At 61.0% G+C, this 20684-nt stretch carries 22 protein-coding genes; 11 read left to right on the top strand and 11 right to left on the bottom strand.

The genetic code is table 11. The features are described 5' to 3' along the window. The 4 genes from IE079_RS07910 to IE079_RS07895 all read right to left on the bottom strand — a co-directional run bounded on the left by IE079_RS07910 (position 1) and on the right by IE079_RS07895 (position 3907). Complete coding sequence (locus tag IE079_RS07910) at positions 1-543, bottom strand: GNAT family N-acetyltransferase (RefSeq protein ID WP_189575198.1); 543 nt, start codon at positions 541-543, stop codon at positions 1-3. Between the two features lie 138 nt (positions 544-681). Beyond that, positions 682-1803, bottom strand: a complete 1122-nt coding sequence (locus tag IE079_RS07905) for a dihydrolipoamide acetyltransferase family protein (protein ID WP_189575195.1) — start codon at positions 1801-1803, stop codon at positions 682-684. Then, complete coding sequence (locus tag IE079_RS07900) at positions 1800-2828, bottom strand: alpha-ketoacid dehydrogenase subunit beta (RefSeq protein WP_189575193.1); 1029 nt, start codon at positions 2826-2828, stop codon at positions 1800-1802. The genes IE079_RS07905 and IE079_RS07900 overlap by 4 nt, the downstream gene beginning before the upstream one ends. After that, on the bottom strand, positions 2825-3907 hold the full coding sequence (locus tag IE079_RS07895) for a thiamine pyrophosphate-dependent dehydrogenase E1 component subunit alpha (RefSeq protein WP_189575191.1): 1083 nt from the start codon (positions 3905-3907) through the stop codon (positions 2825-2827). The genes IE079_RS07900 and IE079_RS07895 overlap by 4 nt, the downstream gene beginning before the upstream one ends. Before the next feature lie 335 nt (positions 3908-4242). Between IE079_RS07895 and IE079_RS07890 the strand changes: the two genes are divergently transcribed. Then, positions 4243-5055 (top strand): hypothetical protein, encoded by an 813-nt coding sequence (locus IE079_RS07890; RefSeq protein ID WP_189575189.1) that lies wholly within the window; start codon positions 4243-4245, stop codon positions 5053-5055. Positions 5056-5121: 66 nt separating this feature from the next. Here the strand turns inward: IE079_RS07890 and IE079_RS07885 are convergent, their stop codons facing one another. Beyond that, positions 5122-5691, bottom strand: a complete 570-nt coding sequence (locus tag IE079_RS07885) for a histidine phosphatase family protein (protein WP_189575187.1) — start codon at positions 5689-5691, stop codon at positions 5122-5124. Between the two features lie 124 nt (positions 5692-5815). Here IE079_RS07885 and IE079_RS07880 point away from each other — a divergent pair, with 124 nt between their 5' ends. Then, positions 5816-6268, top strand: coding sequence for a YaiI/YqxD family protein (locus tag IE079_RS07880; RefSeq protein WP_189575185.1), 453 nt, complete (start codon positions 5816-5818; stop codon positions 6266-6268). A 19-nt stretch (positions 6269-6287) separates the two neighbouring features. On the opposite strand, the gene IE079_RS07875 is transcribed toward IE079_RS07880, so the two are convergent. Continuing rightward, positions 6288-6503 carry a dodecin gene (locus IE079_RS07875; RefSeq protein WP_189575183.1) on the bottom strand — a complete coding sequence of 72 codons (216 nt, stop codon included), beginning with the start codon at positions 6501-6503 and terminating at the stop codon, positions 6288-6290. 455 nt (positions 6504-6958) lie between these two features. Between IE079_RS07875 and IE079_RS07870 the strand changes: the two genes are divergently transcribed. After that, the gene (locus IE079_RS07870) at positions 6959-8032 is read left to right on the top strand and encodes a PQQ-dependent sugar dehydrogenase (RefSeq protein ID WP_265013634.1); all 1074 of its coding nucleotides are present in this window, start codon (positions 6959-6961) and stop codon (positions 8030-8032) included. 17 nt (positions 8033-8049) lie between these two features. Here the strand turns inward: IE079_RS07870 and IE079_RS07865 are convergent, their stop codons facing one another. After that, positions 8050-8463, bottom strand: coding sequence for a GFA family protein (locus tag IE079_RS07865; RefSeq protein ID WP_189575178.1), 414 nt, complete (start codon positions 8461-8463; stop codon positions 8050-8052). A gap of 334 nt (positions 8464-8797) precedes the next feature. Between IE079_RS07865 and dacB the strand changes: the two genes are divergently transcribed. After that, positions 8798-10315 carry a D-alanyl-D-alanine carboxypeptidase/D-alanyl-D-alanine endopeptidase gene (dacB, locus tag IE079_RS07860; RefSeq protein WP_189575176.1) on the top strand — a complete coding sequence of 506 codons (1518 nt, stop codon included), beginning with the start codon at positions 8798-8800 and terminating at the stop codon, positions 10313-10315. Positions 10316-10378: 63 nt separating this feature from the next. On the opposite strand, the gene IE079_RS07855 is transcribed toward dacB, so the two are convergent. Both IE079_RS07855 and IE079_RS07850 read right to left on the bottom strand, forming a co-directional pair. Next, positions 10379-11152 (bottom strand): SDR family oxidoreductase, encoded by a 774-nt coding sequence (locus IE079_RS07855; protein WP_189575175.1) that lies wholly within the window; start codon positions 11150-11152, stop codon positions 10379-10381. 33 nt (positions 11153-11185) lie between these two features. Beyond that, positions 11186-11875 (bottom strand): histidine phosphatase family protein, encoded by a 690-nt coding sequence (locus IE079_RS07850; RefSeq protein WP_189575172.1) that lies wholly within the window; start codon positions 11873-11875, stop codon positions 11186-11188. 127 nt (positions 11876-12002) lie between these two features. Between IE079_RS07850 and IE079_RS07845 the strand changes: the two genes are divergently transcribed. Next, positions 12003-12929, top strand: a complete 927-nt coding sequence (locus IE079_RS07845; protein WP_189575171.1) for a LysR family transcriptional regulator — start codon at positions 12003-12005, stop codon at positions 12927-12929. Between the two features lie 12 nt (positions 12930-12941). Here the strand turns inward: IE079_RS07845 and IE079_RS07840 are convergent, their stop codons facing one another. Beyond that, on the bottom strand, positions 12942-13298 hold the full coding sequence (locus IE079_RS07840; protein ID WP_189575168.1) for a hypothetical protein: 357 nt from the start codon (positions 13296-13298) through the stop codon (positions 12942-12944). 15 nt (positions 13299-13313) lie between these two features. Beyond that, positions 13314-14084: an EAL domain-containing protein gene (locus IE079_RS07835; RefSeq protein WP_189575166.1), complete on the bottom strand. Its 771-nt coding sequence runs from the start codon at positions 14082-14084 to the stop codon at positions 13314-13316. Between the two features lie 225 nt (positions 14085-14309). Here IE079_RS07835 and IE079_RS07830 point away from each other — a divergent pair, with 225 nt between their 5' ends. From IE079_RS07830 to yacG, 6 genes are all read left to right on the top strand, one after another. After that, positions 14310-15461 carry an isocitrate/isopropylmalate dehydrogenase family protein gene (locus tag IE079_RS07830; protein WP_189575164.1) on the top strand — a complete coding sequence of 384 codons (1152 nt, stop codon included), beginning with the start codon at positions 14310-14312 and terminating at the stop codon, positions 15459-15461. 121 nt (positions 15462-15582) lie between these two features. Next, the gene (gene coaE, locus IE079_RS07825) at positions 15583-16194 is read left to right on the top strand and encodes a dephospho-CoA kinase (protein ID WP_189575162.1); all 612 of its coding nucleotides are present in this window, start codon (positions 15583-15585) and stop codon (positions 16192-16194) included. Positions 16195-16200: 6 nt separating this feature from the next. Further along, positions 16201-17277 (top strand): hypothetical protein, encoded by a 1077-nt coding sequence (locus tag IE079_RS07820; protein ID WP_227712381.1) that lies wholly within the window; start codon positions 16201-16203, stop codon positions 17275-17277. Positions 17278-17291: 14 nt separating this feature from the next. Further along, on the top strand, positions 17292-18035 hold the full coding sequence (gene tsaA / locus IE079_RS07815) for a tRNA (N6-threonylcarbamoyladenosine(37)-N6)-methyltransferase TrmO (RefSeq protein WP_227712380.1): 744 nt from the start codon (positions 17292-17294) through the stop codon (positions 18033-18035). 31 nt (positions 18036-18066) lie between these two features. Further along, a complete protein-coding gene (locus IE079_RS07810) occupies positions 18067-20448 on the top strand; it encodes a response regulator (protein ID WP_227712379.1) in 2382 nt (793 codons plus the stop codon). Next, positions 20448-20651, top strand: a complete 204-nt coding sequence (gene yacG, locus IE079_RS07805) for a DNA gyrase inhibitor YacG (protein ID WP_189575158.1) — start codon at positions 20448-20450, stop codon at positions 20649-20651. The genes IE079_RS07810 and yacG overlap by 1 nt, the downstream gene beginning before the upstream one ends. Positions 20652-20684 lie beyond the last annotated feature (33 nt).

Genomic DNA, 20684 nt, shown 5'->3' with positions numbered 1-20684 from the left:
TCAAGGCCGGTTGGCCAGGGCTTCCTGCACCGAGCTGGTGAATGCCGCTGCCCGTACCCCTGTGGTTTTGAAGCCCAACCGGGTCCAGGCCGCCTGGGCCTCCCTGTTCGACGCGGCGTACTCAAGCACCAGCTCACCGGCACCATGGCTCTCCGCGAACGCTACCAGTTCCCGCAGCAGGTCCTGGAAAATCCCCAGCTTGCGGAATTCCGGTTCCACCCAGACATCATCAATGAATCCTGTTCTGAACTCCACATGGCTGGTCTGTTCCCAGATCCCCTGACTGCGCGATATATAGATATAGCCCATAGCAACCAGACCTTCCCGGGGCACCTCCGCCACCAGGATCTGTTTATTGCCATCGTTCAGGGACGACCGCAATACCGCAAGAAGGCGCTCCCGCTCATCATCCTTCAGGCTATGAGGTGGCGCACCCGCCACGTGCAGGGCCAGCTTGGCGAGAAATTCCACCAGCACGGTCAGATCACCTTCGACGGCTTCCCGTATCAGGTAACCGCTCTCAGACTTTTTCCTGCTAACCATTGCGGGGCTCCGGCCAACCACGTTTTCACCAAAGATACAGGTTCCGGCTACGGAAGCCTCCACCACCTGCTCTTTTACTATGGCTGGTTCTGTTTGATATTCAAGCACCTCTACCCGACGTAACGCGCGGACTCCTTTTTACGGGTCAGCTTCCAGCGCCCCTGTTACCCCCGCCATAAACCGCGCCGCCTCGCCACCCGTTGCCGCCCGGTGATCAAAGGTCACAGACAGTGGCAATATCCGCCTTACCGCGGGTGCACCCTTGTGTGGCACCACCTTCTCCCGGATCTTGCCGGCGCCGACAATGGCCACCTGGGGCGGGCTGACAATGGGATTGGCATACTGGCCTGTCATGGTGCCGAAGTTGGACAGGGTGATGGTGGCACCCTGCATTTCCTTTGGCGGTATCTTGCGGGTGGCAACGGCTTCGCGGAGGTTCTCCAGACCCTTGCGCAGGTCTTTCAGGGTGCGGTGGTTGACGTCCCGCAGTACAGGTACGAACAGCCCATCCGGTGTGTCCACAGCAATGCCGATATGGACTTCATCCAGAAGCCGGCGGCTGAGGTTGTCGCCGTCGAACCAGCAATTCAGGGCCGGGCTGGCCTCGCAGGCATTGGCGATGGCCTGCACCAGGCGCATGGTAATGTCGGTGCCGGCCTTCCAGTCATGGATATCGGCATCCTCGAAGATGGAGACGGGCACGACCTGGGCGTGGGACAGGGCCATGTTTTTGGCCATGGTGCGCCTCGGCCCCCTCAGGCCTTCCGCTTCGCCAAGCTGTTTCTGGTGACTGGCCTGGCGGTGTACGTCGTCGTTGGTGATCAGCCCGCCGGGGCCGCTGCCCTTGATAGCCTCCAGACTGACTCCCAGGCGCTCCGCCAGCGCCCGTACCCCCGGGGTGGCCCGGTTGGCCCTTGCCCGCTTGCTGGAGGGGGCGGCGCCGATGATGAACTGATCTTCCCGGCTGCCTTCCCCGTGCCGGTCGGAACCCTTGAGTTCACCCACCACGGTACCGCTGTCGTCACCCTCTCCCTCAAACCCCAGCAGGGGCTCGCCGGTATGGATGATATCGCCCCCCTTCCCGAACAGTTTGGCGACCACCCCGGCCTCCGGCGAGGGTACTTCCACAATGGCCTTGGCGGTTTCCACGCTGACCAGGGTCTGGTCCACCTCAACGGTGTCCCCCACCCTGACGTGCCATTCCACGATTTCCGCTTCCGGCAGGCCTTCGCCCAGATCGGGCAGTCTGAAGTACTTCATAGCGAGATCACCTCCTCAACGGCCTGGACGATGTCCCCGGTCCTGGGCAGGTAGTGCGACTCATTCCGGTAGTAGGGCATGATGGTGTCGTAGCCGGTGACCCTGACCACCGGCGCCTGCAGGTCCAGGAAGGCGCCCTCGGCGATGCTGGCTGCCACTTCCGCACCGAAACCGCCGTTGCCACAGGCCTCGTGGACGATCACGGCGCGGCCGGTCTTGGCCACGGAGCACAGCAGTGTTTCCCGGTCCAGCGGGCTGATGGTAGCCACATCGATCACCTCCGCCGATACACCCTGTTCCGCCAGCCGATCGGCGGCCTGCAGGGTCTCCATAATGGAAGCGCCCCAGCTGATCAGGGTGACGTCGTCTCCTTCCCGCAGGGTGAAGCAGCTGTCCAGGGGTAAGGACTCGCCGTTGTCCTTTACGGTCTGGGTGACGGCCCGGTAGATGCGTTTGGGTTCCAGGAAAATCACCGGGTCCGGATTGCGGATAGCCGCCAGCAAAAGGCCATAGGCCCGTTGTGGTGAACTGGGAATCACCACCCGCAAGCCGGGAATATGGGCGAACAGGGCTTCGGTACTTTCGCTATGGTGTTCCGGGGCGTGGATGCCGCCGCCGAAGGGCGCCCGGTAGACGATGGGGCAATGCAGCCGGCCACGGGTGCGGTTGCGCATGCGCGCGGCGTGGCTGATGATCTGTTCCAGGCCGGCGTAGATAAAGCCCATGAACTGGAACTCCGCCACCGGTTTCAGGCCCTGGGTCGCCATACCCACGGCGGTGCCGGCAATCAGCGCTTCCGCCAGGGGCGTGTCCATCACGCGTTTGTAGCCGAAGCGCTCCTGCAGGCCGGCAGTCGTCCGGAACACGCCACCATTAATGGCAACATCCTCCCCTAGCACCACGACACTGTCGTCATTGGTCATTTCCCGGGCCAGGGCCATATTGACGGCCTCCACCAGGGTTACATCACGACTGACTCCAGAGCCGTCCTCATGGTTGATGGCTTTCTCCACCGAGGCGTTCATGCCGCACCTCCCTGCCGGATCCGGGCAAGTCTTTCCCGCTGGCCAGCAAGGGCTGTCGGCAGGGTCTCGAACAGGTAATCCACCATGGCGGTGGGCGGTTCCGGGGAAGTCTCCAGGTAGACGTGGACCGCCTTGTCCACCATATCCTTGCAGTGAGCCTGTAAATCCTTCTCCTGGCTCGCATCCCACAGCCCGGCCTGATGCAGGTAACTCTGGAAACGCTTGACGCCGTCCCGCTCCCAGGCGGCCTTGAGTTCCTCCGCGCTGCGATAACGGGTGGCATCATCGGCGGTGGTGTGATCCCCCAGACGGTAGGTGACCGCTTCGATTAGGGAGGCACCCTTGCCACCGTGGGCCCGGTCCAGGCTATGGTCGACGGCCTCGCTCACCGCGAAATAATCATTGCCGTCAACGATATGGCCGGGCAGACCGCCGCTGATGGCCTTCTGGGCGATGGTTTCACTGCCGGTCTGCAGGCCTCTGCGGGTGGAAATGGCCCACTGGTTATTCACCACCACGAACACCACCGGCAGGTGCCAGGCCCCGGCCAGGTTGAGGCTCTCCAGGAAATCCCCCTTCGAGGACGCGCCGTCTCCCAGGGTGACCACCACGGCCCGTTTCTCATCCCGGATGCGCATGGCTGCGGCAATGCCCACGGCGTGGCAGCACTGGGTGGCAATGGGTACAGCCACCGGCAGGTCCTGGGGACAGCGTTCCCAGCCGGCGCTGCCCCGCTCATCCCCACCCCAGTAGAGCAGCAGATCAACGATGGTGACACCGCGGATCAGCTGGGTGGCCTGGTCCCGGTAATAGGGCACGAATACGTCATGGTGGCCCATGCCCTGCCCCACCGCAGTGCCGATCACCTCATGGCCCAGCACCGAGGGGTAGGTGCCGCACTTGCCGGTTCGCTGCAGGGCAATAATTTTCTGGTCCAGGGTGCGGGCAAGCACCATGTTGCGATAGGCATCCAGCAGGCGCGCCGAATCTGACGCCAGTTCAGGCAGGGCATCCAGTGGCAGCCCGGCCTCATCCAGGTAGCGGGAGCTCACCACGGTAAAGTTGTGACGCTGTTTCATCCCCGTCTCCTCACACCGTAACGGGCCCGGCTTTTGGCCGTCGGGTTACGCTGACTGTTGGTTAATGGCCGGTGGATCACATCGGCGGTTATGGGATACAGAATCTGCTGTACATCTTTAGTTTCTAGTCGATGATGAAAGATTGATCAACGAAAACGAGACACAGTTCTCGCTCCCAGCTAGTAAATGAGACGTTATGTTCTAACGTCTTGTGTATGGCAGGTAATGGCACCAGAATCAGCCGGCGGTAGGAAGCTACCTGCCGTTCCTGGTGTTCCGTCTGGGTAATTCCCTGACCGGACACTGACTCAACAGGACACAAGGACTTAACATCCATGGCCCGGATCCTAGCCACCGCTTTTACTTCCATAGCCCTTGCGCTTTTGTCACTGTCAACCCCCGCACTGGAGCTGGGGGATAACCCGCTGGCACTCGTTGGTGATAACGGCCTGGAGGCCATTGTTGCTCCCACTGCCGATAACAGCCAGGCACTGATCAAGCTGACCGGACTGAACCACCCACTGGATGGTGTGGTCATGCTGGCAGAGGTGGAACAGCGCGATAATGATGGTCGCGCCTACCGGGCCGAAGTGGATGGCAAGCAACGCTCGCTGGTGGTTTATGCCCAGTCCTACTGGTCGCCCACGGATTATACGGCCTATATTCCAGGCCAGCAGGAGCCCCATGCCATCAAGGCCGACGAGGAACGCAGCGCTGCAATCAACGTGGATGAACTGGTGGCGGAATATGAACAGCAGATGGGCGAGGGCAGGCAGGCCGGGCTGGCCCGTTTCGACCGGGCCAAGGCCGTGCAGCGCCAGCAAGCTGCCCTGGCCGACATTGACGACTCGGCCAGCAAGGTGTGTGGCAGCCCGGTGTCGACCAGCGTGGATTGGGAGGCGCTGACCAATGATCAGCTCAACAACCTGAATATTACCGGTTACTGCGGCCAGGTGGCGGCGGAAATGGAGTACCTCTGCCTCAGCGATGCCAGCTTCAAGCAGCAGGTAAAGGAGATTTCCGAAGTGAGCTGCGGTTTTGCGGATGCCCTGAATCTCAGCCGTCACGACCAGAGCCTGGTGTTCCAGACCAGCGAAGACGCCAGCAATCAGCGCGAGACCATTAACGACTTTCTGCAGACGCTGTAACTCTCAGCATTGATGCAGGCAAAAGCCCGGTTCGTCCGGGCTTTTTTGTATCGTCTCATCACCCACTCAGGGGCTTACCCGGGCAAATACCGTCGGTGATTCCGAGAGCGGCAGCGAAAGGATCACGCCTTCATTGGACGATGGATAAACTCCGGTCAGCCGAGTGATGTTGACCTGATGGGAAACCAACACCACCGGCAGACCTTCGTCCAGCGCATTCACCGCCGCGATGGTCTGACGAGTCTGCCGTTCGCCATCACCCTGGCCACCGAAGAAGGAATTCAGGGGTGGCCATTCGGTCACCGGCCCTATCCCCATTTCTTCTGCCGTATGCCGGGAGCGGCACCACTGGCTGGTATAGACCCGGGCCCTGTCGATACCGTGGCGGGACATCAGACTTTTCCAGGCCCGGGCCTGCTCACGTCCCCGGGCATTCAGGTCGCGCTGAGTGGAACAGTCCTCCAGATCAAAATCCGCCGGGTCACCGGTGCCAGGCGCCAGGGCATGGCGAAGCATCAACACCGCACGCCCGTCACGCAATGCCTGCCAGGCCTCGGTTTCGTCGGCAATGGCCGGCCTCAAGACAAACACCAGTACCAGCGCAAGCCCGATTGAAAACCACCTTGTTGATGTCATGCGCGATGCTCCCAATGCCTGTTCATGATAATTGTACCCTGCCCGGCTACGGACGGATTACCGGGTACCATTACGGCTGTCAGCCGGGTAAAATCCCGCCATCATTTGTACCGAGGCCAACGCCATGCCGATCTGGGTCGATGCCGACGCCTGCCCTGTCCCCATTCGCGACATTCTCTGCCGCGCGGCCATCCGCTGGCAGATCGAGACCACCTTTATCGCCAACCACGTCATCAAACTGCCACCCAGCCCCTGGATCAAGGCGCGGCAGGTGGCCCAGGGTTTTGATGTGGCCGATAATGAAATCATGGCTCAGCTTTCCGATAACGACCTGGTGATCACCCAGGATATTCCCTTGGCGGCAGAGGCCATTGAGCAGGGTGCGGATGTGTTCAACCCCCGGGGGCAGGCGTTCACACGGGATAACATCCGCCAGCGCCTGGCCATGCGGAACTTCATGGAGGAAATGCGCAGTGCGGGAGAGGTGACAGGCGGCCCGTCAGCCTTCAGCCAACAGGACCGCAAGGAATTCGCCGATCAACTGGACCGGTGGTTGCAGAAGCATCACCGCCGCTGATCGCGAAATACCCAAAGGACTAGCTGTTTTCAATACGGAAGCCCACCAAGAGACTGACCTGATAGTGGCCCACCCTGCCATTCTCGATATGGCCACGGGTCTCGGTAACCTCGAACCATTCCATATTGCGAATACTCTTTGCACACTCCGCCAGTGCATTGTCGATAGCCTCTTCAATGCTGGTTTTCGAGGAGCCTACCACTTCGGTCTTCTTGTACACGTGATGATCTGACATAGAACGTCTCCTGTCGCTTTCCGTGTAAAAAGGTGTCACCGGGGTGACATTCCCAGTATGGCACACCCACACCATCAGGCCTGGTGAGCCTGACTTCAACACCCACTCCTACGTGTCAACAAGCCCTGCTGGTTCACCACCGCACCGAGGGCAGACCGGAGCGTGTCACACACGGGTGCCCGCCAACGCCACCACCGAGGCCAGGACCAGAATAAACAGTCCGGCCACCACGGCAATCTTGAGCCCTTCTTTCAGTTCATGCTCGAACATGCTTGCCTCCTTGTTGCCATCTGGACGATCCTGTAGATATCAAAGTATCGGGATCTACACCCCCCATATTAATGATATTAATTATCATTTGCAATATTGATTCGGGCACCTGACCCACTGCAACGCACCCAAAGGAGCCAGTTATGCGACAACTCCGGATAGCCACTACCCTGGCACTGGCCATAATGCCCTTGACCATGGTGTCTGCTGATACCTACACGTCCAGCCAGGGGAATTTCCGGCTGGAAACCGTCGCCTCAGGCCTGGAGTACCCGTGGGCCATTGCTTTCCTGCCCAACGGCGACAGGCTGGTGACAGAGCGTGCTGGTCGGTTGCGGGTAATCCGGGACGGGAAGCTTCTGGACGAGCCGGTGAGCGGCGTCCCGGACGTGGCCGCCAGGGGCCAGGGCGGCCTGCTGGATCTGCTGTTGCACCCGGATTTCGAGACTAACCGGTTGCTGTTTCTCAGCTATGCCCATCGCAACGCAGAGGGCATGACCACCCGCGTCGCCCGGGCGGAATACCGGGACGGAGCCCTGCACGATCTTCGCGTCATCTTCGAGGCAGAGCCCAGATCCGGCACCAGCCGGCACTTTGCCGGTCGCCTGGCGATCCCGGCTGACGGCTATCTGTACGTGGCCGTGGGTGACCGGGGCGAACGGGATCGGGCGCAGGACATTGGCGATGATGCCGGCGGGGTGCACCGCATCACCATTGACGGTGAGACGCCGGAAGGAAACCCTTTCCATGACGAGGACGGCTCCAAAACCCTGTTTACCCTGGGCAACCGCAACATCCAGGGCATGGCACTACATCCGGAAACCGGCGAACTATGGAGCCATGAACACGGCCCACGGGGCGGGGACGAGGTCAATGTCATCGAAGCGGGCACCAATTATGGCTGGCCGGTGATCACCTACGGCATCAACTACAACGGCACCCCCATCACCGACCAGACCCACAAGGAAGGCATGGCCCAGCCGCTGCACTACTGGGATCCGTCCATTGCCCCTTCGGGCATGGCGTTTTACACCGGAGATGATTTTCCACAGTGGCAGGGGGATCTGTTCGTGGGTGCCCTCAAGATGCAGAAACTGGTTCGCCTGGAACTGGATGGGCGTGAGATTACCGGCGAGGAAGACCTGCTGACCGACCTGGGCGAGCGCATCCGGGCGGTCAGCATGGGGCCTGACGGTCACCTGTGGTTGCTGACCGATGATTCTGACGGCAAGGTGCTGCGTGTCATGCCTGCAAAGTGACGCAGCAGCGGCCCGCATCAGTGAGGGTCGTTGGTCCTTTCGGTCTTCTCGAACCGGGGCAGGTCATCAGTAATGGTGAACCAGTCCGACTTGGAGCCCGTGAACACATGGGCGGCGGGCCCCTTGCCCAGGGGTTCGTTGATCACCCCCACCCTCAATCTCAGCACGCCGGGAATGGCATCCAGCCGGCTGTACAGCTGACTGCCGCAGACGCTGCAAAATGCCCGATATTTGCCGGGGCGTGACTCGTATTCGGTAACGCGATGCTCGCCGCCGGTAAAGCGGAAATGCACCTTCTGCACCGGCGCGCTTGCGGAAAATGCACTGCCGTGTGCCCGGCGACACTGACGGCAATGGCAAAGGTCCACGGGTCCCAGCGGGCCATCGTATTCAAATGTTATCTCGCCACACAAACAGTGCCCTGTCAGCATCCACCCCAACCTCTTGATTTTTCGAATACATGGTAAAACTACCACCGCAATATTCTAGCAATCCCCGTACACCGGAGCAGCCCCCGCCCACACATTCCGTTACCAGCTGTCACAAAATTTCTTTAATTCCGCCACTCTGCTGTCATTTTTTAACGTTATGTATAGGCTCAGAACATAGTCGCGACGCAGAAAATGAGCTATTGTTCATTTACTTCCTGTTCCGCGAAACACACGGCTCTGTCAGGAGCCGCGCACACTTCCCGGAATCGGCCCAGGGCGCCCAAGAACAATACGCTGGCGAAGCTCCAACACCAACAGAACGGAACCTTGTGGAATGCGGCAAACTCGATCGTTCACAACCAGCCTTGCCCGCTCCCTGAGCGCCGGAGTAATTGCCACCGCGCTTCTCGCAATGCCGCTCACCACCGCGGCTGAAGGCATCCAGGGCGAGCCGCGCGTATGGGGGACCCAGGTCCGGGGCTTTGCCCAGGACTCCTTCGACGACACCAATGGTCTCAGCGTGGCTGCCATACCCCTCGACGGCCCGGGCATCGAGCAGTTCATCAACGCCGATACCATCATGAGCCCCGGCTCCATCATGAAACTGCTCACCACCTATGCGGCCCTGGAAATTCTCGGGCCAAACTACCGGTGGACCACCCACTTCTACACCGACGGCGACTTCCAGGGCGACACCCTGAAGGGCAACCTCTATGTTCACTTCGGGGGTGACCCCAAGCTGACCATCGAGCGCCTGTGGGTGGTGATGCGGGAAATCCGGGCCATGGGCGTCAGCCGGATTGACGGCGACATCGTGCTGGATGGTCGGGTATTCGCGCTGCCGGAAGGCCTGCCCAGGTTCAATGACAACGGCAACAACCCACACCGTCCGTTCCTGGTGGAACCATCTCCCGTATTGCTGAACATGAATCTCTTGCACCTGCAGGTGCGCGCGGACGAGCGCGGCACCCAGGCCTGGGCGACACCGTCACTGGCATCCGTCAGCATCGACAACCGTATTACCGCCACCAGGGAAGGGCCTTGCCCGAGCCGGCGACAGTTCAACTGGAAACCGGTTTTCGACAACCAGGGCAATGTCACGCTGACAGTGGAAGGCGAATTACCCATCGGCTGCCGTACCACCACCTACGTGTCACTGCTGCCCCATGGCCAGTACAGCGGCGAGATTATCCAGTCACTGTGGCAGGAGCTGGGGGGCACCATCACCGGCGGCTGGCGCGAGGGCGTCACCCCGGCCGACAGCCGGCTGGTTACCAGCACCACCTCGCCAGACCTGGTCACCATGATTCGCGACATCAACAAGTGGAGCAGCAACGTCATGGCCCGGCAGCTGCTGATTACCATCGGCGCCGAGAACCGGCATGTGGCCGACAATGACGACCGGGTTTCCGGGATCCGCGCCATCTATGACTGGCTCGAGGGCAAGGGCATCAACACCAAGGGCATGGTAATCGACAACGGCAGCGGCCTGTCCCGCCATGCCCGCATGACCGCACGCCAGTTATCGTCCATTCTTACCAACGCCTGGTCGAGCCCGTACCGCTCGGACCTGATGACCTCCATGCCGCTGACAGCAATGGATGGCACCATGGCCCGGCGACTGCGGGATCTGGACATGGAAGGCATGGGCCGTATCAAGACCGGGTCACTGCAGGACGTGCGCTCCGTGGCCGGCTTTACCCGGGACGACAACAACACCACCTGGGCAGTGGTGGGCATCATCAACCACGCTCCCGCCTGGAAAGGCCAGTCCGTGCTCGACAAGGTACTGTATTCGCTGCACGCTAACCCGCCCACGGGAACGGCCCTGTCACAGGCCGACATCCAGTAATCCCGGAGCACGCCCACAAAAAACCCCGGTCCTGCCGGGGTTTTTTGCGTTCATGCCTGTTGCTCAGACAGTCAGGTAACCACCGTCCACATTCACACAGGTACCGGTGGTGTAGCTGGATGCATCCGACACCAGGTACAGCACGGTGCCGGCCATTTCGTCCGGGTCCGCCATCCGGTGCATGGGGATGTGCTCCAGGGCACGGTCACGAATGCTGTCGTTGGACGTCAGGGCACTGGCGAATCTGGTGTCCGTCAGACCCGGCAGCAGCGCGTTGACACGGATATTGTCCGGGCCCAGTTCGCGGGCATAGGAACGGGTCATGGCAATAACGGCGGACTTGGTGATGGAGTAGATGCCCTGCATCATGCCCGGCGTCACACCATTGACCGAGGCCACGTTGACGATTGTGCCCTGGTTGCCCTTCTCCTTCATCAGTTTGGCGGCTTCGGCACACATGAAGAAATAACCACGGATATTGACGTCAACGGTCTTCTGGAACGCGCCGAGATCGGTCTCCTCGATCTTGCCGAAGTACGGGTTGGTGGCGGCATTGTTCACCAGGATGTCCAGCTTGCCGTGCCGGTCACGGATATGCTGCCAGATGGCTTCGATCTGAGACATTTCGCCGATGTGGCAGGCTACAGCCTCGGCGCTGCCGCCATTGTCACGGATACTGCTGGCCACGGCCTCACAGCCATCGATTTTGCGGCTGCTGACGATGACATGGGCGCCATTGTCCGCCAGCAGGCGTGCGACGCTCTCGCCGATACCACGGCTGGCGCCGGTAATCAGGGCGACCCGGCCCTGCAGGTCAAACAGGTTCTTCTTGCTCATGATGCGCTCCTTTGATTCGTTGCCGGTTTCCTCTCAGCGGAAAGTGACCATCTCAGGGCCTTCCGCCTCCAGGTGACTGTAGTTGTTGAAGACCGCCAGGCTGCGGCGGCGCCCGGAATACAGCACCCGGGTAACACTGGTGTTGGCGATCACTTCGTTGAGGCCGAGGGTCTTCTGGTCGCTGATGCCCAGCAGGCTCTGCAGAATCACGGCAATCGGGCCACCGGACGTGGAAACAAACACTTCACCCCCATTGGCCCAGTCGACCAGATCATCCAGGGCCTGCTGTACCCTCGTCTTGAACTGAAGCCAGGTTTCCGGATACTCGCTGTCGTAGTCACCGCTGGCCCATCGATCAACCGCTTTGACAAAGGTTTGCTGGAAAAACTTCGCGGGCTTTTCCGCCGTCTGCAGATCCGCCTGCATCCGCTCGCGGTCTGCCCATTCCGGTTTGAGCCGGTGTACCACGGCGGCATGATCAAACTCATTGAAGCCGCTGGCAACCTGCATGTCCGGAAAATCCGTCCGGTAGCCGCTGGCGATGGCCTCCACGGTTTCCCGGTGGCGCTGCATGTCGCCACCAATAACCACGTCAGGCTGGACCTTGCCGGCCAGCCACTGGCCCAGAACCCGGGCCTGCTGCCAGCCGATCGCTGACAGCTGGTCGTAATTGTCATCACCAAAGCTGGCCTGGCCATGACGGATCAGGTGGATAGTTGCCACGACTCAAAGTCCTCCGATTGCACCAAATTTTTCATAACAAGCCAGTCTATCGGCCTGTATACTATTACACGACTGAATTATTCTGATTTCTGACCATAATCCAGGCTTATTACCCGGGGAACTGTCCATGGCCTCGAACCGACTCGATCTTAACCTCCTTCATGTCTTCGACACCATCTATCGGGAGGGTAGCCTGACCCGGGCCGCGCGGGCGCTTCATCTCACCCAGCCGGCCGTCAGCCATTCTCTGGCCCGCCTGCGGGAGCATTTCGACGACCCGCTCTTCTCCCGTCAGGGCAATCGCATGGTGCCGACACCACTGGCCCGCCGTTTCGTGGAATCCATGCGCCCGGGGCTCAACCAGATTCACAGCGCGGTCAACCAGTTTCACGCTTTTGACCCGGCCAGCAATCGCAAGACGTTCGCCCTCGCCCTGCGCGATGTACTGGAATCCACCTTCCTGCCACAACTGGTGACACGGCTGAACAGCTACCCGGAGATCGAGATCAACAGCCAGCGTATCGCGCGCCGTGACATGGAGAGCCTGCTGGCTGCCGGTAAACTGGATTTCGCGGTGGATGTGCTGCTGCCGATCAGTGACCAGACGGCCCATGAACAGTTGCGCAAGGACCGGCTGGTGGTGCTGGCCAGGAAGGGCCACCGGCTGGCAGGAAAAAAACTCACCATGGAAAACTACCTGCAGGAACGACACATCCTGGTGTCTTCCCGCACCGAGGGGCCCGGCATCGAGGATTTCGAGCTGTCCCGTCTGGGGCTTCAGCGTCAGATCCGCCTGCGCTGCCAGCACTTCTACGCAGCCTGTCAGGTAGTGGAGACATCAGACCTGCTGCTGACCATGCCGGAAGGCTATGCCCGGCAAATCGCGGCACGTTCGGACACCTGCATCCTCAACCCCCCGGAAGGACTGCCGGATGTGGACATTCACCTGTACTGGCACCGTGCCTACGAGAAGGAACCCGCGCTGTTGTGGCTGCGGGAACAGTTCCATGCCGTGACGGCGGAGCGCCAGGCACAACCGCAGCTGTCAGACTGAAGCCGGGGAAACTCAAAACACGCCGACCAGCCACAGGAAGCCGGCGAAGCCCGCCCCGGTCAGACCCAGCGCCAACAAGACCACTCCCAATCCCCACCAGACGGCGGCGCCGTCGGACACCCCCACGTCGTGGGCACGAACAGTGCGATAGAAAGCCCAGGGCCCCAGCACAAAAGCACCAAACACGGCGAACACCAGGCCCAGACAGGCGCCGCTGAATGTCCAGGTGGCCAGCTCGGTGGTCCGCTCGTCAAGCTGGTCGACAACATGATGATGACGCAGAAACCAGCGGCACAAAAGCCAGATCAATCCGTAGAGCGCCCCGACAAACAGGACGCCGCCGACCAGGGTCACCAGGCGATAGAACACAGGCTTGCCTCCAGCTTATCCGACATCGGGAAAATAGGGTCGGGGTAGTGTCTCGAACCCGGGCCGGGCGAACAGGTATCCCTGAAACAGCCGGATACCGCGTCCCTTCAGCCAGGCGTATTCCTCCACCGTTTCCACGCCCTCGGCCACGATCCGGCCACCCAGCTCGGACATCATGGTGATAATGCCGTTCACCACCGCCTGCTTGTTGGGTTCACGGTCGATATCGCGAATCAGCCCCATGTCCAGCTTGAGCAAATCCGGCGGACTCGCGGTCATCAGGTTGTAGCGGGAAAACCCGGCACCAAAATCATCAATAGCGGTACTGAACCCCATACCCTGATAGGCCTTGATAATGGATACCAGGTGGTCGGTTGATGACAGGTCTTCGCCCTCAGTCAGCTCGAAGATAAGCTTGCGGGTGTCGAAATTATAGTTCTTCGCGGCCGCCAGGGTGGTTCGAATGCAGTATTCCGCCTTATAGACCGCGTTGGGCATGAAATTGATGCTGAGCATGGTATCCATACCCAGTTTCGACGCCAGTTTGACGGCCTTCACCCGGCAGATCTGATCAAAGGAGTACCGGTTGCGCTCGGTCACCTGCGACAGCACACTCCAGGCCCCTTCACCCTGAAGCCCCCTGACCAGAGCTTCATAGGCAAACACGCTCTCGTCGGTCGAGTCCACAATGGGCTGGAAAGCAAACGAAAACTGGAAATCCAGACCTTCGCCACAGGCGCACTGGTCGCAATAAGATTCATCAAACAATATGTCCGGCCGCTCCACATCTGCTCCTGTGACCTGATAAATAGAGTGTTACTTTACTACCGAATTTCACTATAGACACGCCCGGCAGTTACGTAAATGTACTGAAAAACTGACGAAACCCGCCGGCATGTCTACAATGTCCTGTGTTCCCGGCGCCCCATGCTCCGTGCTGTTATCAAGGTACACGGTTGCCGGGCACCCGGTTGCAAACATCTGTAAATTCTCGTTCAAGGAGCGGCCCCTATGCCCCAAACCCTGCGCATCGCCGTCATGCCCGGTGACGGGATTGGTCCGGAAGTGGTATCAGAAGCGGTTCACTGCCTGGAATCACTGCGGGAGAAGCACCAGCTGCCCATCGAATGGACCCGCTTCCCCTGGCCCTCCCATGCCTGGCACGAGCAATATGGCGAGGTGATGCCGGAAGACGCGTTATCGCAGCTTGAGCAGTACGATGCCATCCTGCTGGGTGCCCTGGGCGATCCTGGGCCCATGGACGACCCGGAGCGTTACCTGTTGCCCGACAGTGTTTCCCTGGCGCCATTGCTGCAGATGCGCAAGGGCTTTGATCAGTGGGTCTGTGAACGCCCGGCCCGACTGTTGCCGGGCGCCAGACAGTACCTGGCCGACGATCGTGCCCGGGATATCGACATGCTCGTTATCAGGGAGAACAGCGAGGGTGAATACGTCGGCCAGGGCGGCCGCCTGCGCCAGGGCACCGAGCATGAGGTGGCCACGCAGATGGAGGTATTCACCCGCCGTGGCGCTGAACGCATTATTCGTTACGGTTTCGAGCAGGCCCGTCTGAGAGCCGAGGCCCGGCGCGGTGATGGCAAGCAGCGGAAATTCCCCGGCCGTGGGGGCAAGCTATGTGAAAGTCAGGTATGCGTGATCACCAAACGCAATGCCCTGCGTTACTGGGGCGACATGTATACCGAGGTATTCGAGGAAATCGCCCGTGATTACCCGGATGTCGCCACCCACCACGAACTGATCGACGCAGCCTGCATGAAGTTTGTACAGGCGCCCTGGACCTTCGATGTGGTGGTCGCCAGCAACCTGCAGGGGGATATTCTCACGGACCTTGCCGCCGTGCTGTCGGGAGGCATGGGGGTTGCCCCGTCCTGCAACCTCAATCCGGACGACCCGGACATGCCCTCCATGTTCGAACCCACCCATGGCAGCGCCCCGGACATCGCGGGCCAGGGCCTGGCCGATCCCACCGCCATGCTGTTCACCACGGCCCGGATGCTGGAGTGGCTGGGCCGCCGGGAACCACTGCTGGCCAAAGCCGGCCGCGAACTGTACGACGCCGTCGCCGCCGACCTGGCCCAGAACGGCGGCACCCGCCGGGATACCAGGGATATCGCCGATTCAGTTCTCAACCGGCTGAAATAGCTCCGAACATTCGTGCAACCGGCAAGGGGTCCGTGGCAGAATCCGCAAGGTTTCCATGCTGACACGACCCCGCCAGGACTGAGCGGAGGGGGCTATCCCCACCACCAATAAAGAGGTATCGATGGGCAACCCTGTAGTGATCGGACTGACCGGCGGTATAGGCAGCGGCAAATCCACCGTAGCAACAATGTTCGGCGACCTCGGTGTGCGTTGGGTCGATGCCGATATCGTCGCCCGTGAAGTGGTAGAACCAGGCACACCGGCACTGGCAGAGATTGCCAGGCATTTCGGTGAGGGGATTCTGCAATCCGACGGCACCCTCGACCGCGCCGCCCTGCGGACCATCGTGTTCAGGGACGACAGTGAGCGCGAGTGGCTGGAGGGCCTGCTGCATCCCACCATTCGCGACGAACTGGCCAGCCAGCTGCAGCCCGCCGACTATGAGTTGCCCTACGTACTGCTGGTGTCACCCCTGTTACTGGAAACGGACCAGTACACGCTGGTACGCAAGGCTATTGTGGTGGACGTACCAGAGGAAACCCAGATCGACCGCACCATGAGTCGGGACAGCAACGACCGGGAGCAGGTGGAAAGGATCATCGCCGCGCAGATGCCTCGCAAACACAGGCTGGAACGAGCCGACTTCGTTATTCACAACGACCGACCGCTGGATGAGGTCAGGGCGGAGGTGAAGACACTCCACGAGCAACTACTGGATCTGTCCCGGAGCTGACCACCTGTGAATTGCTGGCACTACTCTTTTGCGCCACGACGCTGTTGGCGAATCATCGGCATCATCCTGCTGGCCGGCCTTTACGGCCCTTCCACCAGGGCCGAGCCCCCGCTGTTGCAAACACTGTCACCGGAACAGCTGCCGCCGGAATTTTTCACGTTCACACCAGAGGAGTTCTGGCGGGAGCCGGAAGACTCCTACTGGATGGCCTTCTCCAACTGGGTCATCCGTCAGGAGCATACCCAGTCACGGCGAATACAGGCTCTCGGCGCCTGGGCTGATCGCACTCTCTCCGGCAACGCCCGGTCCATGCCCGACAACGCCAGCTATCTCCGCCTCGGGCTGGCGGCGGAGTCCCGCACCAGTGATCTGGCGGACTTCGACCCGGAAGTGCGCTTCAAGCTGGACCTGCCCACAGCGGAAGAAAAACTGCGGGTGGTGGTGGAAAGTGAAAGCGAGGACCTCATCCCCCTGGAAGAACGCCAGAGGGACCGGCAGTTCACTGATGACCAGCGCTCCGACACCGACCCGACTGGCGCCCTGAGTTACCTGACCAGGATCTCCGACACCGTCAATTTCAGCAACGATGTGGGTGCGCGCCTGCGATTTCCTCCCGACGCCTTCTGGCGGACCAGTATCCGCGGGCGATGGGGTCTGTCCGACTGGCGGCTGTCAGCCCGGCAGCGGGTGTACTATTTCCATCAGGACGGCTGGGGTGCCTCCACCCGCTTCAGGCTTGGCAAGGACATCGGCAAAGGCTGGTCTTTCCTGGCCAGTTCCCAAGCGGTATGGAAACACGATGACCGCCGCTTTGACGTGGCCCAGACTTTCGATTTCCACAAACGTCTGAATAACCGCTCCGAACTGAACCCACGCATCGGCGTAGTGGGTGGCAGCGATCCCGACTGGCGACATGAAACCGTCTTCGCTGATATCACCTGGCGCTACCGTCTTTATCAGGACTGGTTGTACGGCGAGATTATACCCTCCATCGAATACGACCGGGAAAACGACTTCCAGGAAGAAACCTCTCTGTTGTTCCGTATCGAGATGTTTTTTTCCGGTAACGTGATACGCCGCTGACCACAGGAATGCCAGTGCCACGCCACCCATCCAGACCCGCGCGGGAAGCCCTGACCCTCACTCCGGTGGCTACCACCCGCTCCTGCTTCCGGGACAAGTTCGCCGTACCCCGCCAGCCGGGTCTGACTCGCAACGCCTGGGCGGAACTGGTGATCGAACCGCCGTTCAACCGGGAGGATGCCTTTCGGGGCCTGGAAACCTGTAGCCACCTGTGGCTGACCTTCCAGTTTCATCAGGCGGTGCGGGCTGAATGGCGACCGGTGGTGCGCCCGCCCCGCCTCGGTGGTAACCGCAAGGTGGGGGTATTCGCCAGCCGCTCCCCCTTCCGTCCCAACAGCCTGGGGTTGTCGGTGGTACGCAACGAAGGGCTGGTGCGGCGTGATGACGAACTGCTGCTGCGTATTCGTGACCACGATCTGATCGACGGCACGCCGATCCTCGATATCAAACCCTACCTGCCATTCGCCGACTCGGTGCCTGATGCTCGGGTCGGATGGGCCGGAGAGGCGCCGCCGGATCGCCTGCCCGTGCGCTTTACGACAGAAGCACAAGCCCAGCTTGCCGTCCTTCCGGCGGAGCGCTACCCCGACCTCAAGGGATTGATCGAAGATGTGACAAGCTACGACCCCAGACCCTCCTTCCGTCGTGGCCGGCAAGACGAGGAAAGGGTTTATGGCGCCCACCTTTATGACTTGAATGTCCGTTTCCGGTTTGATCTGGTCGGTGTTGTTATATTGACAGTCTGTTACACTGACTGACGGAATTCTGTATCACAGGGAATCATGTGCCTTGTCTGCATCGCGAGTGATTGCTGCTCTCACCCGTAACCTCAGTGTCCGGCCCCTGGCCGCACGCCTGCTGGTGTACGTATTGCTGTTCAGCCTGTTGGTGGCGGTAGTGGCCACGGGTCTGCAGCTGGCCGGAGAAACCGGACGGCGGCTGGCCGAAATCCGCAACCTGCAGCAGAAAACCGCGGAGATCATCGAGGGCAACCTCAGCCAGCAGCTGTGGCTGATGAACTTCGGTGAGGTAGACAACATGCTGGACGACCTCCTGTCCTTCGACGTGATCCAGCATGCCCGGGTGATCACCGCCGACGGTCGCGAATTCAGCATCGGCGAATACCCGGAAGGGGATGTCATCAGCCACGAGCATCCACTGCAAATGTCCCGCCCGGAACTGGTTGAAAGCTCCAACCTCGGGCAGCTGGTACTGACATCCTCCGCCGACCAGATACAGGCTGCGGTGAGAGACCGGGCCCTGGTCCTGCTTCTGTTTCAGTCGATCATCGTTATGCTGGGCACCCTGGGGCTGCTACTGATCGTTCGCCTGATGCTGTCCCGCCATCTTGAGGCGATGGCCGACTACACCACCCGGCTCAACCTGGATGCCCTCATAGAGCCCCTGAAGCTGAACCGCAAACCACCCTCGCGGCCCGACGAACTGAGTGAGATGGAACAGGCCCTCAACCAGATGCGCGAACGGCTGCTGGAGGAAACCCGGGACCTGCGCCAGACCAGCCGTCAGTCCATGGATGAGCGGGATGAGGCCATCCGCGCCAACCACGCCAAAAACCTGTTCCTGGCCAACCTCAGCCATGAACTGCGAATTCCGCTGCAGTCCGTACTCGGGTACGCCAGCCTGCTCCAGGACACCCGCCTCGACCAGGAGCAACGGGATTATGTGGACACCCTGCTGCATGCAGCCGAGGGCCTGTCGGCCATCATCAACGATCTGCTCGATATTTCCAGCATCGAGGCCGGCAAACTGGAGCTGGACGCCATCGAGTTCGACCTGCGGGAAACCCTCAATGACCTGGTGAGCATGCTCGGCCCCCGGGCCAGGGAAAAGGGCCTTGCTCTGGAGCTACGGGTCGACGAGAACCTGCCCGGGCACCTGATTGGTGACCCCATCCGCATCCGCCAGGTCTTGCTGAATCTCACCTCCAACGCCATTCGCTATACCGATTCAGGTCACGTGCTGATCAGCGCCGAACTGCTCGGTCGCAAGGACGGCAACGCCCAGTTGCGCCTGTCAGTGGAGGATACCGGCATAGGCATCGGCGCCGACAACCTGCCACTGATATTCGAGCCCTACGTCCAGTTCGATGCCCGCACCCGCCGGCAGCTGCCAGGTGCCGGTCTTGGCCTGACCATATGCCGCCAGCTGGTCCACCTGATGGAGGGCCACCTGGATGTGGAAAGCACCCCGGGCGAGGGTTCCACTTTCTGGCTGGAGGTCAGTCTGCCGGAGGCCAGTCAGCGGGCGCCGAAAACCCGCGCCAACCTGGGCAAGGTCCGTGGCCGCCGGATACTGGTGGCCGACTCCTACGCCCTTTCCCGGAAAATTACCCTGGAGATGTTGTCGCGTCTGGAAGTGGATATTGAAGCCGCACGCTCCGGCGCTGAAGTACTGGCGGCACTGTCTACCGCCGAAGAAACCGGAACGCCCATCGACGCGGTGATTCTCGATGGCTTCGTGCCGGACATGGACAGCGACCTGCTGTGCCGGAAGATCCGCGAAAACCCTGCCTGGGAAGCAACACGGATTTTCGTACTGTCCGCCAACCCGCAGCGGGGCGATGGCGAGCATTTCCGGGCCGCCGGTGCCGACGCGTTCCTGAGCAAGGCACTGCGGGAGTCCCGCCTGGCCCCCATGCTCAACCAGCTGTTCGAGGACGCCGACCGCGGCGAACGGCCATTCCTCACACGGTTTTCGCTGCAGGCCCCCATGGCCCCGCTGCCAACTCCGAAGCCCCTGCCCTGTGGCCCCATGAGGGTGCTGCTGGCCGAAGACAACCCGGTCAACCGTGCCCTGACCCAGCGCCTGCTGGAAAAGCTGGGCTGCCGGGTAAGTACTGCCACTGACGGCCAACAGGCGCTGGAGCAGTGGCGCGGCGGTCATTTCGACCTGATCTTCATGGACTGCGTCATGCCGGAACTGGACGGCTACGAAGCCACCCGTCAGCTGCGCCGCGAGGAACAGGATCATCAGCTCCGACACACTCCGGTCATCGCGCTGACAGCCAGTGCCATGGAGCAGGATGAGGAGCGCAGTCGCGAGGCGGGCATGGATGTGTTCGTGGCCAAGCCGGTAAACATCGACATGTTGAGGGCAGTTCTGGAACAATACTGTTCCGAGAATCAACCGGAAGCCGCAAGAGAGTCCTGATGTTCGTAGACTGCCCAACCTGCAAGACCCCGGTGGAGTGGACCGACCGCAATCCGCACCGCCCGTTCTGCTCGGATCGCTGCCGCCTGATCGACCTGGGAGCCTGGGCCAGCGGGGAGTATCGCATCCCCTCCCGGGAACCCGTGTCCGAAGATGACCTGATCGAGTCGCTGCAAGACCAGGATACCGACCAGTCACCCTGAGCCACCCGGTGCCCGGTCGTTTCCGGCAGGGCT

The organism is Marinobacter zhanjiangensis (assembly GCF_014651935.1).
GTDB lineage: Bacteria > Pseudomonadota > Gammaproteobacteria > Pseudomonadales > Oleiphilaceae > Marinobacter > Marinobacter zhanjiangensis.
This window is presented reverse-complemented; position numbering and strand designations above follow the sequence as displayed.

Bases quoted from the DNA above. Each gene is read 5' to 3' on its own strand.
- IE079_RS07910 (WP_189575198.1), bottom strand. From the start codon at position 543: ATGGTTAGCAGGAAAAAGTCTGAGAGCGGTTACCTGATACGGGAAGCC.
- IE079_RS07905 (WP_189575195.1), bottom strand. From the start codon at position 1,803: ATGAAGTACTTCAGACTGCCCGATCTGGGCGAAGGCCTGCCGGAAGCG.
- IE079_RS07900 (WP_189575193.1), bottom strand. From the start codon at position 2,828: ATGAACGCCTCGGTGGAGAAAGCCATCAACCATGAGGACGGCTCTGGA.
- IE079_RS07895 (WP_189575191.1), bottom strand. From the start codon at position 3,907: ATGAAACAGCGTCACAACTTTACCGTGGTGAGCTCCCGCTACCTGGAT.
- IE079_RS07890 (WP_189575189.1), top strand. From the start codon at position 4,243: ATGGCCCGGATCCTAGCCACCGCTTTTACTTCCATAGCCCTTGCGCTT.
- IE079_RS07885 (WP_189575187.1), bottom strand. From the start codon at position 5,691: ATGACATCAACAAGGTGGTTTTCAATCGGGCTTGCGCTGGTACTGGTG.
- IE079_RS07880 (WP_189575185.1), top strand. From the start codon at position 5,816: ATGCCGATCTGGGTCGATGCCGACGCCTGCCCTGTCCCCATTCGCGAC.
- IE079_RS07875 (WP_189575183.1), bottom strand. From the start codon at position 6,503: ATGTCAGATCATCACGTGTACAAGAAGACCGAAGTGGTAGGCTCCTCG.
- IE079_RS07870 (WP_265013634.1), top strand. From the start codon at position 6,959: ATGCCCTTGACCATGGTGTCTGCTGATACCTACACGTCCAGCCAGGGG.
- IE079_RS07865 (WP_189575178.1), bottom strand. From the start codon at position 8,463: ATGCTGACAGGGCACTGTTTGTGTGGCGAGATAACATTTGAATACGAT.
- dacB (WP_189575176.1), top strand. From the start codon at position 8,798: ATGCGGCAAACTCGATCGTTCACAACCAGCCTTGCCCGCTCCCTGAGC.
- IE079_RS07855 (WP_189575175.1), bottom strand. From the start codon at position 11,152: ATGAGCAAGAAGAACCTGTTTGACCTGCAGGGCCGGGTCGCCCTGATT.
- IE079_RS07845 (WP_189575171.1), top strand. From the start codon at position 12,003: ATGGCCTCGAACCGACTCGATCTTAACCTCCTTCATGTCTTCGACACC.
- IE079_RS07830 (WP_189575164.1), top strand. From the start codon at position 14,310: ATGCCCCAAACCCTGCGCATCGCCGTCATGCCCGGTGACGGGATTGGT.
- coaE (WP_189575162.1), top strand. From the start codon at position 15,583: ATGGGCAACCCTGTAGTGATCGGACTGACCGGCGGTATAGGCAGCGGC.
- yacG (WP_189575158.1), top strand. From the start codon at position 20,448: ATGTTCGTAGACTGCCCAACCTGCAAGACCCCGGTGGAGTGGACCGAC.